The sequence below is a fragment of the Jiella mangrovi genome, assembly GCF_017815135.1.
Lineage (GTDB): Bacteria > Pseudomonadota > Alphaproteobacteria > Rhizobiales > Rhizobiaceae > Jiella > Jiella mangrovi.
The window spans coordinates 30,898-44,754 of record NZ_JAGJCF010000027.1; the positions used below are offsets into that span (position 1 = coordinate 30,898).

The following is a 13,857-nucleotide window of genomic DNA, read 5'->3' on the forward strand; positions in this document are numbered from 1 at the left end:
CCGCTCACAGATCCTCGCGCAGCATCTGATCGATCTCGCGCCGCTCCTTTGACGAGCGGATCTGTTCGGCATCGATGGTGCGCGGGCTGAGCCGGACGCTGCCGTCCCTGGCCACGACGTCATAGGACCGCTTGGCCCAGATGCTGACGTCGTCGGGCCCGTAGACGCCGATGACGGTGATGGTCAGGCCTGTCAGCCCTTTCCAGCCATTGTGCGGGCCAGGCGAATCGTCCGGCCCCTTGTATTCGAGGACATGGGTGACGATCGATGCGAAACTGCCGAGATCGCGCATCGCCCCGGATTCCAGCGGGCCCTGGCGGGTCTGCTGCTTGATGTCGGTGGAATCGCCGCGGTTTTCAATTCGCTCGATTTCGGTGACGGGGTAGCGCAGTTCGCCCCCTCCGGTTTCCAGAGTGACGATGATCGAGCGCACGAAGACCGTGTCGCGGCTCATATTGGTGACGAGGCAGCGCGAGTCCAGATCGGATCTCAGACCGCGTGTGATCAGGAGCCGCGGACGGCGCTCGCGCTTGAAGCTCGAAAACAGCATCTGCAGATAGAACGCCCAGATTGCCAGCATGCCGAGATTGGCGAGGACGTTGATCAGAGCGGAATTGGCGGTGATCCATTCCAGCATGGCGTCCTTTCCTGGCGTTGTGCCGAACGCGCTTTCGGCGTCGCTCCTTGCGGACCGTCTTTCCTCGACAACCCGGCGATTTCCGGTCGGCGTCCGAAGATGAGACATTCCGACAAGATTGCGAGGCCCCCGCTCCGATCGTATCTTCAGGCGGCTGAAGACTTGGCTTTGTGGTCGCAAAGAGAGCGGGGTGCGCGATGAAGAGTGCCGGAATCCATCATGTGACCGCGATCGCGGGACATGCGGCGAGGAATCTCGATTTCTACAGTCGCGTCCTCGGCCTCAGGCTGGTCAAGAAAACCGTCAATTTCGACGATCCGAGCGCCTATCATCTTTATTTCGGTAATCAGGCGGGCGCGCCCGGCACGATCGTCACCTTCTTTCCCATCGAACATGCCGCGCCGGGCCGCGTCGGTGTCGGCGAGGTCGAGGAGATCATGCTCGCCGCGCCGGCCGCTTCGCTCGGCTACTGGTCGCACCGGCTGGTCGAGAAGGGCGTCGAACATAGCGGCATCGAGAAGCGATTCTCCCAGAGCGTGCTGCCGTTCAGGGACGCCGACGGCATGCGGCTGTCCTTCGTCGGAGCGGCTCCACCCGCATCGCCCGAAGAGAACACCGCGGTGCCTTCGTCCGGGGAGGTGCCGGCGGAACACGCGATAAGGGGCGTTCACGGCGTCAGCCTGCTTCTCGAGGCGGCCGAGCCGACCGCTGCGATCCTGACCGATGTCTTCGGCTTTGCGAAAGGCGGTGAGGAGGGCTCGCGCCAGCGCTACACGTCGGGCGCTGCGATCGGCGGCATCGTCGATCTCCACGCGGTCGGCGGCTTTCTGAAGCCGCGGCCCGGCCGCGGCAGCGTCCATCATCTGGCTTTCCGGGCCACGGACGACGCCGCGCAGGAGGCGATGGCTCAAAAGCTCGCCTCCGATCACGGTCGGGCCGTCACCGAGCAGAAGGACCGGAAGTATTTTCGTTCGGTCTATTTTCGCGAGCCCGGCCACGTCCTGTTCGAAATCGCCACGGACGGTCCGGGATTTGCCGTCGACGAGGCCGAGGCCGCCCTTGGCACCGGACTCATGCTCCCCGACCAGTTCGAAGCCTTGCGTCACCGGATCGAGGCGACGCTTCCCGAACTCTGAAAGCTGGTGTCGAGCCATCTTCGACTGTTACCGCGCACAAGGGCACGTGCACGGAATTTTCATGCCCTCACGGAATTATTCGCAGTTGTGATCGCTTGCCTGTCGTAATCTGGTCGGAAGGTGGCTAGATTTGCGAACGATCGTTCGCTCTCGTTGCTCGTCGATATGCGACGAAGCGAAGAAGAGACCCTCTGCCGCAGTTCCGACATGCGGCCATCGAAAGCTTGAAATGCCGGACAGGTTTGCTCTCGAAATCGGATTTGAAGCGCCGCCAGCGCCCGCCTCGGCGCATGAACTGCGGCGACAACAGGTGCTCGACGCGGCGCGCAGCTGTTTTTCGCGCTCCGGCTTTCATTCGACGTCGATGCACCAGATCTGCGCCGAGGCACAGATGAGCCCGGGCGCTCTTTACCGCTATTTCCCGTCGAAGGATTCGATCATCGAGGCGATTGCCGAGGAGGAGCGGGTGATGGCGGTGGCCTGCACCCAGCTTCTGTTCGAACCGGGCAATCTCGTCGAGCGGATCGTGCGGGTGGGTGTCGAATATCTGCGGCATACGCGGGATCGGGCGACCGGCGGGCTGACGATCGAGATCTGGTCGGAAAGCATCCGCAATACTGCCGTCGGCCAACGCTTCTGCGAAATCGAGACGACCGTTCGCGAGAGTTTCCACAAGCTGCTTCTGGATGCCCGCGACCGCGGTGAAATCGACCCTGACACCGACGTCGACGCCGCGATGCTGATGATCTTCGCTCTCGCCGACGGTCTGGTCCTGCATCTGCAGCTGAGACCGGAGATGGAAATCGAGACGATCGAGCCGCAGCTGCGGCGCTTCGTCAGCAGGCTCCTCACCCCGGACCGTCAAGAGACGGGGATCACAGCGTGAAGATCGGATTTTTTGTGAGATTGCTGCGGTCAGCAACGAGACGAGACGACAAGACGATGGCCAGTCATCACCGCAAAGAGAGCCGTTCGCGCCGCATCTTCGCCCCGCTCTGGGCAGCTGTCTTGCTGTCGGTGGCGATGCCGGCCGGCGCGGGTGCTCAGGAGAGCGCCGATGCGCCCAAGCCGCCGAGCATTTCGGTCGTCTCCGCCCGCACCGGCGAGATCGTCGAGAAGGTGGACGTGACCGGCACGCTGATGCCGCGCGAAACGGTCTCCGTCGGCGCAGACGTCGACGGCCTGAGGATCGTCGAACTTTCGGCCGACGAGGGCGACAGCGTCGAGAAGGGGGAGGTGCTCGCCCGGCTCGAAACCGACATGATCGATTCCAACATCGCGCTCAACGACGCACAGGTGGAGCGCGCCGAGGCCGCGATCGCGCAGGCCAAGGCGCAGATTTCCGATGCCGAAGCCGCCGCGATCCAGGCCGATGCCTCGCTCGCGCGCTCGCGGCCGCTGGCAGAAAAGGGCATCGTCGGCCAGGACGTTCTCGACCAGCGGATCGCCGCCGCCTCCAGCGCCCGCGCCAAGGTGAATGCGGCGAGGGAGGGGCTTGCGGTCGCCGAGGCCGACAAGGCCGCGCAGATCGCCCAGCGCGACCAGTGGGTTCTCAGGAAATCCAAGGCCGAGATCAAGGCGCCGGCGGCCGGCCTCGTCCTGTCGCGCGATGCAAGGCTCGGCGCCATCGTCTCGACCGCCTCCGGCAGCCTGTTCGAGATCGCCCGCGACGGGCTGATCGAGCTGGAAGCGGCGGTTTCGGAAACGGCGCTGGCAAGGCTCGAAAAAGACCAGAAAGTCGCGGTCTATGTTGCCGGGAAAAGAGAGCCTGTCGAAGGCACGGTCCGGCTGATCTCGCCAAGGGTCGATCAGGCGACGCGGCTCGGCATCGTCGACATCGCCCTGCCGAAGAACGCCAAGGGCCTGCATGCCGGCGCCTTCGCCCGCGGGGTGATCGAAATCGCCAGGCATGAGGGTGTGCTGGTGCCGCGCACGGCCGTCGTCTTCGAGGGGGATGACGCCGTCATCCAGGTCGTTTCGAACGGCGTGGTCAAGCGGCGAGCCGTCGACCTTGGCCTGACGACCGCCGACACGGTGGAGATCCAGAAAGGCGTCCGGGCGGGCGAAGAGGTTGTCGCGACCGCCGGAGCCTTCGTGCGTGACGGCGACACCGTGACGCCGGTCAAGCTTGCCGACAATGGGGGCGAGCGATGAACTGGAACATTTCCGGCTGGGCGATCCGGCATCCGGTTCCGCCGATCCTGCTCTTCGTCGTCCTGATCGCGCTCGGGATCTACAGCTTCTTCGCCCTGCCGATCACCCGCTTTCCCAATATCGACGTTCCGGTCGTCGCGGTCACCATCACCCAGTCCGGCGCCGCGCCGTCGGAGCTTGAAAGCCAGGTCACCAAGCGGGTCGAGGACGCCGTCGCTGGTGTTTCCGGACTCAAGCACGTCACCTCGACGATCACCGACGGCCAGTCGGTGACGGCGGCCGAATTCCGCCTGGAGGTCGATACCGACCGGGCGGTCAACGACGTCAAGGACGCGATCGCCAAGATCCGCTCCGATCTGCCGCGCTCGATCGACGAGCCGATCATCCAGCGCATCGAGGTCGAGAACCAGTCGATCGTCACCTATGCCGCCTCTTCGCCGGGCATGACGCCGGAGCAGCTTTCCTGGTTCGTCGACGACACCGTGATCCGCGCGCTTCAGGGCCTGAAGGGCGTCGGCCGGGTCGAGCGGATGGGCGGCGTCGAGCGCGAGATCCAGGTGCGGCTCGATCCGGACCGGCTGGCGGCGCTCGGCGTCACCGCCGCGACGATCAACGCCCAGCTGCGCTCGACCAATGTCGATCTGTCCGGCGGCCGCGGCGATTTCGGCGGCCAGGAACAGGCGATCCGAACACTGGCTTCCGCCGACACGGTCGCAGGGCTCGCCGCCACCCGCATTGCCCTGCCGGGCGGGCGGGAGGCCAAGCTCTCCGATCTCGGCGAGGTCGTCGATTCGTGGGAGGAGCCGCGCTCCTTCGCCCGCCTCGACGGCGAACCGGTCGTCGCCTTCTCGATCTACAGGGCCAAGGGGGCGAGCGATACGACGGTCGCCGATGCCGTGGCGACGCGCGTCGCCGAGCTCGGCCGTGAGCATCCGAATGTCTCGTTCTCCAAGATCGACGACAGCGTCACCTACACCTACGGCAACTACGAATCGGCCATGGAGACGCTGGCGGAAGGCGCGATCCTCGCTGTCATCGTGGTCCTTCTGTTCCTGCGCGACTGGCGGGCGACGGTCGTCGCCGCCATCACCCTGCCGCTGGCCGCGATCCCGACCTTCGGCGTCATGGATCTGATGGGTTTTTCGCTGAACCTCGTCAGCCTGCTCGCCATCACGCTGGTCACCGGCATTCTCGTCGACGACGCGATCGTCGAGATCGAGAATATCGAGCGCCACATGTCCATGGGCAAACCGCCCTACAAGGCATCGATGGAAGCGGCCGACGAGATCGGCCTCGCCGTCATCGCGATCACCGCGACGATCATGGCGGTGTTCGCACCGGTCTCCTTCATGGGCGGCATCGCCGGGCAGTATTTCAAGCAGTTCGGCCTGACGGTCGCGATCGCGGTGTTCTTCTCGCTGCTCGTCGCCCGGCTGATCACGCCGATGCTCGCGGCCTATTTCTTCCGGCCGCATCGCCATGACGGGCCGGGCTTCGTCCAGCTGTTCTTCAGGAAACTCCTGTGGTTCATCCCGCTCTGGGCGGTTGGCGCGGCGGTGCTCTACACGCTCGCGATCCTGCCCGATCTCGGGGCCGGCTCGGCGCTGGGCTTCCTGAAGCCGATTGCGGCCGATCTGCCGCCGATGGATCTTGCGACCGCCAAGAACGACGCGGCGCTGCTGGCCGCGGGCCTCTTCGGCCTGGCGATCCTACTGGCCTATCTCGGCATGCCCCACGCGCCGGAGGGCAAGGTCGGGCCGCTGACCCGCGCCTACACCGCCTTTCTGCGCGGCACGCTGCACGTCTTCCGGGTGCCAACGCCGTTCTGGAGGAAGGGCGCGGATGGTCGTCGCCGCCTGATCCGGTTCCCGTTCGGGATGCGCTGGGTGACGCTCGCCGTCGGCATTGGCCTGTTCATCGGCTCGATCGACGCGATCAAATACCTGCCGACGGGCTTCATCCCCAAGGAGGATGCCTCGCGCATCGTGGTCTCCGTCGAACTGCCGCCGGGCTCGACCCTCGAAACCACCCGCCGGGTGACCGACGAGGCGGTGAAGTCGATCCGCGAACTGCCGGAAGTCAGGAGCGTCCTCGTCATCGGCGGGTCGAGCCCGACCGGCACGCTGGAAGTGCGCCGCGCCGCGCTCACCATCAACCTGACCCGCAAGCACGAGCGCGAACGCAGCCAGGGCGACCTCGAACCGATCGTCGCGGCAAAGCTCGCGGCCATCCCCGATCTGCGCGCCTTCTATGTCAACGATCGTGGCGAGCGCGAACTCTCCGTCGGCATTCTCGGCGACGACGGCGACAAGGTGTCGGAAGTCGCGGCAAAGCTCGAATCGGAGATGCGCAAAGATCCGATGTTTTCGAGCCCCTCGGCCATGGCCTCCTTCGCCCGGCCGGAGATCCGCATCACGCCGCGCTTCGACGTCGCGGCCGATCTCGGCGTCACGGCCGACCAGATCTCCCAGACCGTCAGGGTCGCGACGATCGGCGACGTCGGGGCCAATCTCGCCAAGTTCAACCTCGGCACGCGGCAGATCCCGATCCGCGTCGAGCTGGAGGAAGACGCCCGCTCCGATCTCCAGACGATCCGCAACCTCAAGGTCACCACGGCCTCGGGGGCGGCTGTGCCGCTCGAGACGGTCGCCAATATCGGCTTCGGCCGCGGCCCCTCGACCATCGACCGCTACGACCGCGAGCGGCTGGTCAAGGTCGGCACCTCGATGGCGCCGGGCTACGAGATCGGCCAGGGCTCGGCCCGGATCGCCGAGCTCCCGGCGGTGAAGAACATGCCGCCCGGCGTGCGCCTGCAGGAAGTCGGCGACGCGGAAATTCAGGGCGAGGTCTTCGCGGGCTTCGCCTCGGCGATGGTTGCCGGCATCATGATGGTGCTCGTCGTCCTGATCCTCCTGTTCGGCTCGTTCTTCGTGCCGATCACGATCCTCGCCGCGTTGCCTCTGTCGGTGGCGGGCGTCATCGGAGCGCTGCTTCTGACGCACACGGCAATCTCGATGCCCGTGGTGATCGGTATCCTCATGCTGATGGGCATCGTGACGAAGAACACGATCATGCTGGTCGATTTCGCCGTCGAGCGGGAAAAGCACGGCATGAGCCAGACGGACGCGATCATCGATGCGGGGGCCAAGCGGGCCCGGCCGATCATCATGACGACGCTCGCCATGGCGGCGGGCATGCTTCCCGCGGCGATGGCGACGGGCGAGGGCGGCGAGTTCCGCGCGCCGATGGCGATCGCGGTGATCGGCGGCCTGCTCGTCTCCACCGTCCTGTCGCTGGTGCTGATCCCCTCAATCTACACGCTGATGGACGATCTCAGCCATGTGACCGGCCGCTTCTTCCATTGGATATTGCGGCCCAACCCGGCGATGGAAGCCGAGCCCGGCACCGGGCTCGTCGTCGCCCGTGACGGCGCCGTCCAGGCCGGCTGGCAGCATCCGGCGGGGCCCGTTCCCGCCGCCGGGCCGGGCCAGACCTTCGTCTACGGACCGCCGGCGATCTATCAGATCGGCGTGAGACCCAAGGACGAGGATGAGGCCCGCCCGCCGAGCCGCTATCCCCACGCGGCCGAGTGATCCGTCCGACCAAAGTCCCCGGCGCTGCCGCATCGGCGTCCGGGACCACTTGACCGCCGCTGCAATCGCGTGAAGAAGCGTTGCCATGGAACCCTTGGGTGAAAGCGCGCCAGCGCCGGACATCGAAATCAGACGGCTGAAGCTTTCGGATGCGCGTGACCTCGCGCCTCTGATCGCCGCCTATAACCAGTCCCTGTTTCGCGGGCCGCCGAGCTCGCCCGACACCTATTATGCCGAACAGCTCCTGCAGGATCGCACGGCCGAGCTGTTGGGCGCCCGGCTCGACGGCCGCCTCGTCGGCTTCATCATCTTCTACGACATTCCGGACGTGTGGACCGGCATGCGATCCGGCCTCGCCGACCACATCTTCGTCGATCACCGCCATCGCCAGAAGGGCATCGCCAAGGCCATGGTCGATGTCCTCGCCGAGGAAGCCGACGGGCGTGGCTGGTCGAAGCTCGTCCTGCATGCGCCGCGTAACCCCGGCACCGGGCGAAAGCTCTACGAAAAGGTCGCGGAGCCGGCCGACTGGGCGAGTTACGTCATCCGTTTCGTCGAGCGGGAACCCGAGATGCGCTGATGCCGAGTCGGCGTTGCGCGTGCGTCGGCATCATCTGACAGGCCTGGCGAGCGCCAACGCCGCTTGGCGGCCCCATCGGTCGGGCGGCTGTGCGCAAATAATTAGACATCGTTATAATATTGTTCGGAAACGGTATATTTAGAGTGCGCGACCGTCGAACTGGCGCGAGTCGCGGGCGTTCGGCGCGCAAACTGATTTCAGAGAAGGTTGGGCATTTATGCTGGGAGGGGAGAGCATCGATTTCGTCCTGCCGCTCATGATGTACTGCGTGGCTACGACGTTCTTCGTCATCGGCTATCGCAGACAGGCCGCGGCAATGTTCTGGGGGGCGGCATATTCCTGTCTCGGGTCTGCCTTCGCAGCCGACATGTTCCTCCCCACGAGCTGGCATCCAAGCCGCACCTTCATTGCCGATGCCCTGATGATCTGCGGATTTGCGTTCGTCAACTTTGCCAACTCCGCCTGGTTCGGTCTTTCCTTCAAGCCGTGGTTCATCACCATCCTCGCCGCTACGGGGATTTGCGTCGTGGGGCTGGCGACGCTGGTCCGGCCGTCGGCCCTGATCGAGTTTCTCGCCTTCAATACGACCTGTGTTCTGCTGCTGGCTATTGCGGCCGCGCGGATGGCGCCGAGTGTTCGAACCATCCTCCCCGGATGTCTGTTGGTCCTGACCGTCGCCGGAATGTTGGATATGCTAGTGCAGTCGGTTCGCCGCTTGGACGCCATGCCATGGGCGGGCGGACTCGAAATCAACGCCCATGCCCATTACGACTATCTGCTCGAGGTCTCCGGATCCCTGTTCGGCACGGCGACCGCAATCGTGACCCTGTCGATGGCCATCCTGCGCCACTTCGACGTCTACCGCGAGGCAGCGCAGCGTGATCCTCTAACCAGTCTCCTCAATCGGCGGGGTTTCGAGACCTCCTGGTTCGCCACGGCGCAAAGGGGGTGGGTGATCGAACTCGATATCGATCACTTCAAACGGGTCAACGACCAGTTCGGACATGCAACAGGCGACGAGGTCATCCGCCTTTGCGCAAGGAGCATCGAGGAAAACGTCCCGAAAGGCTCGTTGTCCGCGCGATATGGGGGCGAGGAGTTCGTCGTGATGCTGGGCCCCTGCACGCCCGAGGCCGCGCTCCGGACCGCGCAGGCGATAAGGCGACACTTCGCCCGGAGCAACTGGTCCTCCATCGGCTTGTCAGCGCCGATGACGGCGAGCGTCGGGATCGCGGCGATCGATGGCGATGATGCCTCTCCGGCCGATGCGCTGAGGCGCGCCGACGCGGCTCTCTACGAGGCCAAAAGGGGCGGCCGTGATCGCGTGGTGATGGCCGAAGACCGCCGCTCACGATTGAACATCGTCGCTGCCGGCTGAAGCCACGTCCGCGCAAATCATGAGCCACGGCTCGATCGAAAGACCCGCGGCTGATTCGCAATCGGCCGCCGGCCTGCTGCAACGCAACGGCTGCACCGGGCGGCAAATGCGAGGCTAATCGATTTATCGCCGGCTTCTTTTCGCAACTGCGGCGAAAGGCTTGCTTTCATATGACCGATCGTCCTTTTAGAAGGCTTCCATTGGCCGATTGCCGCGCTGCTCTACCCTAGAGGCGGTGCGGCCCAACTGCCGAACGCATGGACAGGAAGGCACCGATGTCCGACGTCAAATCCGCGCGGCCCCTCTCGCCGCATCTTTCGATCTACCGATTCCGCCCGACGATGGCGATGTCGATCATCCACCGCATTACCGGCAGCGCGCTTTATGTCGGCACGCTTCTGCTGGTCTGGTGGCTGGTGGCGGCAGCGAGCGGCCCGGACGCCTTCGCCACGGCTTCGGCCTTCTTCGGTTCGATCATCGGACAGCTGATCCTCTTCGGCTATTCCTGGGCGCTGATCCACCACATGTTCGGCGGCATTCGCCACTTCATCTGGGATACCGGTCAGGCGATCTCCAAGGAAACCTCGACCAAACTCGCCATGGCGACGATCATCGGCTCCCTCGCCGTCACCGTCATCCTGTGGCTCGGTATTCTGATCTTCGGCTGAAAAGGGGCAAAGACATGAGCGATTTCAGAACTCCCCTTCGCCGCGTGCGTGGTCTCGGATCGGCCGGCGGAACCGAACATTTCTGGCAGCAGCGGCTGACCGCGCTCGCCAATGTCGTCCTGATCACCTTCTTCGTGATCCTCCTTCTGACCCTGATGAACGAGAGCTACGAGGGGGTCCGCGAGGCCTTCGCCAACCCCTTCGTCGGCATTGTGATGGCGCTTGTCGTTTTCTCGGCGACGCTCCACATGAAGCTCGGCATGCAGGTGATCATCGAGGACTACGTCCACGGAGCGGCAAAGCTGCCGCTCCTCATCCTCAACACCTTCTTTGCGATCGCAGTCGCCGCGGCGTGCCTTTACGCGATCGTCAAGATGAGCTTCGGAGTCTGAGCGATGGCTGAGAACGGAACAACGAACGGCGCCGGCACGGGCGGGCAAGCGCACCGCACCGCGCCGGGCCAGAACGGCAAGGCCTATTCCTTCGTCGACCACACCTTCGACGTGGTCGTCGTCGGGGCCGGCGGCGCCGGGCTGCGCGCAACCCTCGGTGCGGCGCAGGCTGGCCTGCGCACGGCCTGCATCACCAAGGTCTTCCCGACGAGGTCGCACACCGTCGCCGCCCAGGGCGGCGTCGCCGCCTCGCTCGGCAACATGGGCAAGGACGACTGGCGCTGGCACATGTACGACACCGTGAAGGGGTCGGACTGGCTGGGCGATCAGGACGCGATCGAATATCTGGTCAGGAACGCCCCCCAGGCGGTCTACGAGCTCGAGCATTTCGGCGTGCCGTTCTCCCGGACGGAAGACGGCAAGATCTATCAGCGGCCCTTCGGCGGCATGACCACCGAATTCGGCCAGGGCCCGGCCGCCCAGCGCACCTGCGCCGCCGCCGACCGGACAGGCCATGCCATCCTCCACACGCTCTACGGCCAGTCGCTGCGCCACTCGACCGAGTTCTTCATCGAGTATTTCGCCATCGACCTGATCATGGACGACGAGGGCGCCTGCGTCGGTGTCGTCGCGCTCTGCCTCGATGACGGCTCGATCCACCGCTTCCGGGCGAAGAAGACGATTCTGGCCACCGGTGGCTACGGCCGCGCCTATTTCTCGGCCACATCGGCCCATACCTGCACCGGCGATGGCGGCGGCATGGTGCTGAGGGCCGGCCTGCCGCTGCAGGACATGGAATTCGTGCAGTTCCACCCGACCGGCATCTACGGCGCCGGCTGCCTGATCACCGAGGGCTCGCGCGGCGAGGGCGGCTATCTCACCAATTCCGAGGGCGAGCGCTTCATGGAGCGCTATGCTCCCTCGGCCAAGGATCTTGCCTCGCGCGACGTCGTCTCACGCTCGATGACGATGGAAATCCGCGAGGGCCGCGGCGTCGGCAAGAACAAGGACCACATCTTCCTGCATCTCGACCATCTCGACCCGGCCGTCCTGCACGAGCGCCTGCCCGGCATCTCGGAATCGGCGCGCATCTTCGCCGGCGTCGATGTGACGCGCGAGCCGATCCCGGTCCTGCCGACGGTCCATTACAACATGGGCGGCATTCCGACGAACTTCCACGGCGAGGTTCTGACCAAGAAGGACGGCAATCCCGACGCCGTCGTGCCCGGCCTGATGGCCGTCGGCGAGGCCGGCTGCGTCTCCGTCCACGGCGCCAACCGCCTCGGCTCGAACTCGTTGATCGACCTCGTCGTCTTCGGCCGCGCGGCTGCCCTGCGCTGCGCCGAGACCGTGACGCCCGGCGAGGACCAGCCGGAGCTTCCCGCCGGCGCCGGCGACAACGCGCTCGCGCGTCTCGATCGCTTCCGCTATGCCAACGGCTCGACGCCGACGGCCGAGCTGCGCTCGCGCATGCAGAACACCATGCAGTCGAACTGCGCCGTGTTCCGCACCGGCGAGATCCTCGAGGAAGGCCATCACAAGATCCACGACGTGTGGAAGGCCTCCGACGATATCCGCGTCACCGACCGTTCGCTGATCTGGAACACCGATCTCGTCGAGACGCTGGAATACGACAATCTCATTGCCCAGGCGGTGGTGACGATGGATTCGGCGAGAAACCGGACGGAATCACGCGGTGCCCATGCCCGCGAGGACTATCCGGACCGCAATGATCAGGAGTGGATGAAGCACACGCTGTCCTTCTGCGACACGGTGGAAAAGACCATCACGCTCGAAGACCGGCCGGTGCACAGCTACACCCTGTCGAACCAGATCGACTACATCGAGCCGAAGAAGCGCGTTTACTGACCGCATTTCGCAGAAGCGGTGAATATTCCGGCGGGCCGGCTATCCCAGTGATGGCCGGCCCGTTTGCTGTGTGGCCGCGATCGTCGCCGGTAAAAGCGTGGCGAAAACGTCAAGCAAGGGGCGTACGGGAGGCCTCGGGCATGGGCACCGGCCGCAGCGGAATTTCTTTCCAGGCGCATGGCTGTCATGCACAGCGCGCATGCCTATCGATGCTCGGCGTAACTGACAACAAACCGGACGTTCTCCGGTCTCTCGGGCCCTGCAAATCAGGCCCTTTTCACGGCAGGGCGCGGATCAGGGTCGGCTGGACGGAAAATCGCCAGAAAACAACCCTTGGGCGTATGCATCCGTAAGCTAAGCAACTTTTAAGGCGAGCTGGGATCAAGTTCGTTCAACTCTTTTGAAAGTCTTTGGTTGCTATTCGTAAAGCCGCGGCCGAATGCGCCGTTAAATCCATAGTTTACACGCTGCCGGAGCAACGGTCCGATGAACTTCTCGATTACCCGCAAATTGTGGGCCTTGATCACCGTCGCGGCGGTTGTCAGCATTGTCGCCACGTCGATGCAGCTCTACTCGCTGAACAACACCATTTGGAAGGATCGCGAGCAGCTCATCAAGTCGCAGGTTCAGGGCGCCACGGCAATTCTCGCGGCCTTCGAGAAGCGCGTCGAGAGCGGCGAACTCAGCCTCGCCGAGGCTCAGAAGCGTGCCAAGGAAGCAACGCGGCCGATTCGCTACGGCAAAGACGACTACATCTTCATGTATGACGACAAGGGAACCCGCGTCATGCATCCCGACGTCAAACTCGAGGGCAAGAGCTCCTGGGACGCGCAGGATCCGACCGGCAAATACCACATCCGGGCGATGATCGAGACTGCGCGTGCGGGCGGCGGCTTCACGAAATACTATCGGACCCGTCTTGCGGGCTCTGACGATCTGCAGGCCAAGCTGTCCTATTCCCAGCTCTTCCAGCCTTGGGGTTGGACCGTCGGTTCGGGCGTCTATGTCGATGATCTCGCCGCCGAGTTCCAGGCCAAGGCGATCCAGGCGGGCCTCTGGTTTGCCGGATTGCTCGGCGTCCTGATCGTCTTCTCGCTTCTCATCGCACGCTCGATCTCGCGTCCGATCAACCAGATGACCGCCGCGATGCGCCGGCTGGCCGCTGGCGACAAAGCCGTCGAGATCCCGGCGGTCGGGCGCAAGGACGAGATCGGCGAGATGGCCAATGCCGTCCAGGTGTTCAAGGAGCAGGCGATCGAGCGCGACCGGCTGGAACAGGAAGCCGAAGCCGCCCGCGTTTCGCAGGCCGACGCCAAGCAGCGTCAGGCCGATCTCGAACACGCCAAGGCCGAGGACCTGCGCGAGTTCATGGGCGTCGTCGATGCGAGCTTCGACCGTCTGTCCTCGGGTGACCTGACGGTGCGCATGTCGGGCAAGGTGGCGCCGGAAT

Annotated in this window: 11 protein-coding genes; 10 read left to right on the top strand and 1 reads right to left on the bottom strand. The window is 64.7% G+C overall.

What is annotated here, in order from left to right:
- Positions 1–4: 4 nt before the first annotated feature.
- Positions 5–637, bottom strand: coding sequence for a hypothetical protein (locus J6595_RS21740; protein ID WP_209597721.1), 633 nt, complete (start codon positions 635–637; stop codon positions 5–7).
- Between the two features lie 197 nt (positions 638–834).
- Between J6595_RS21740 and J6595_RS21745 the strand changes: the two genes are divergently transcribed.
- The 10 genes from J6595_RS21745 to J6595_RS21790 all read left to right on the top strand — a co-directional run.
- Positions 835–1,773, top strand: coding sequence for a ring-cleaving dioxygenase (locus tag J6595_RS21745; protein WP_209597723.1), 939 nt, complete (start codon positions 835–837; stop codon positions 1,771–1,773).
- A gap of 229 nt (positions 1,774–2,002) precedes the next feature.
- Positions 2,003–2,659: a TetR/AcrR family transcriptional regulator gene (locus J6595_RS21750; RefSeq protein ID WP_209597724.1), complete on the top strand. Its 657-nt coding sequence runs from the start codon at positions 2,003–2,005 to the stop codon at positions 2,657–2,659.
- Between the two features lie 56 nt (positions 2,660–2,715).
- Positions 2,716–3,927, top strand: coding sequence for an efflux RND transporter periplasmic adaptor subunit (locus J6595_RS21755; RefSeq protein WP_245199039.1), 1,212 nt, complete (start codon positions 2,716–2,718; stop codon positions 3,925–3,927).
- Positions 3,924–7,520, top strand: coding sequence for an efflux RND transporter permease subunit (locus J6595_RS21760; protein ID WP_245199041.1), 3,597 nt, complete (start codon positions 3,924–3,926; stop codon positions 7,518–7,520). The genes J6595_RS21755 and J6595_RS21760 overlap by 4 nt, the downstream gene beginning before the upstream one ends.
- 85 nt (positions 7,521–7,605) lie before the next feature.
- A complete protein-coding gene (locus J6595_RS21765; RefSeq protein WP_209597726.1) occupies positions 7,606–8,100 on the top strand; it encodes a GNAT family N-acetyltransferase in 495 nt (164 codons plus the stop codon).
- 217 nt (positions 8,101–8,317) lie between these two features.
- Positions 8,318–9,478 (top strand): GGDEF domain-containing protein, encoded by a 1,161-nt coding sequence (locus J6595_RS21770; RefSeq protein ID WP_209597728.1) that lies wholly within the window; start codon positions 8,318–8,320, stop codon positions 9,476–9,478.
- A gap of 275 nt (positions 9,479–9,753) precedes the next feature.
- A complete protein-coding gene (sdhC, locus tag J6595_RS21775; protein ID WP_209597731.1) occupies positions 9,754–10,146 on the top strand; it encodes a succinate dehydrogenase, cytochrome b556 subunit in 393 nt (130 codons plus the stop codon).
- Positions 10,147–10,160: 14 nt separating this feature from the next.
- The gene (sdhD, locus tag J6595_RS21780; RefSeq protein WP_209597733.1) at positions 10,161–10,538 is read left to right on the top strand and encodes a succinate dehydrogenase, hydrophobic membrane anchor protein; all 378 of its coding nucleotides are present in this window, start codon (positions 10,161–10,163) and stop codon (positions 10,536–10,538) included.
- 3 nt (positions 10,539–10,541) lie between these two features.
- The gene (sdhA, locus tag J6595_RS21785) at positions 10,542–12,407 is read left to right on the top strand and encodes a succinate dehydrogenase flavoprotein subunit (protein ID WP_209597735.1); all 1,866 of its coding nucleotides are present in this window, start codon (positions 10,542–10,544) and stop codon (positions 12,405–12,407) included.
- 486 nt (positions 12,408–12,893) lie between these two features.
- Positions 12,894–13,857: cache domain-containing protein (locus J6595_RS21790; protein ID WP_209597737.1), on the top strand; the 964-nt coding region annotated here is incomplete at its 3' end.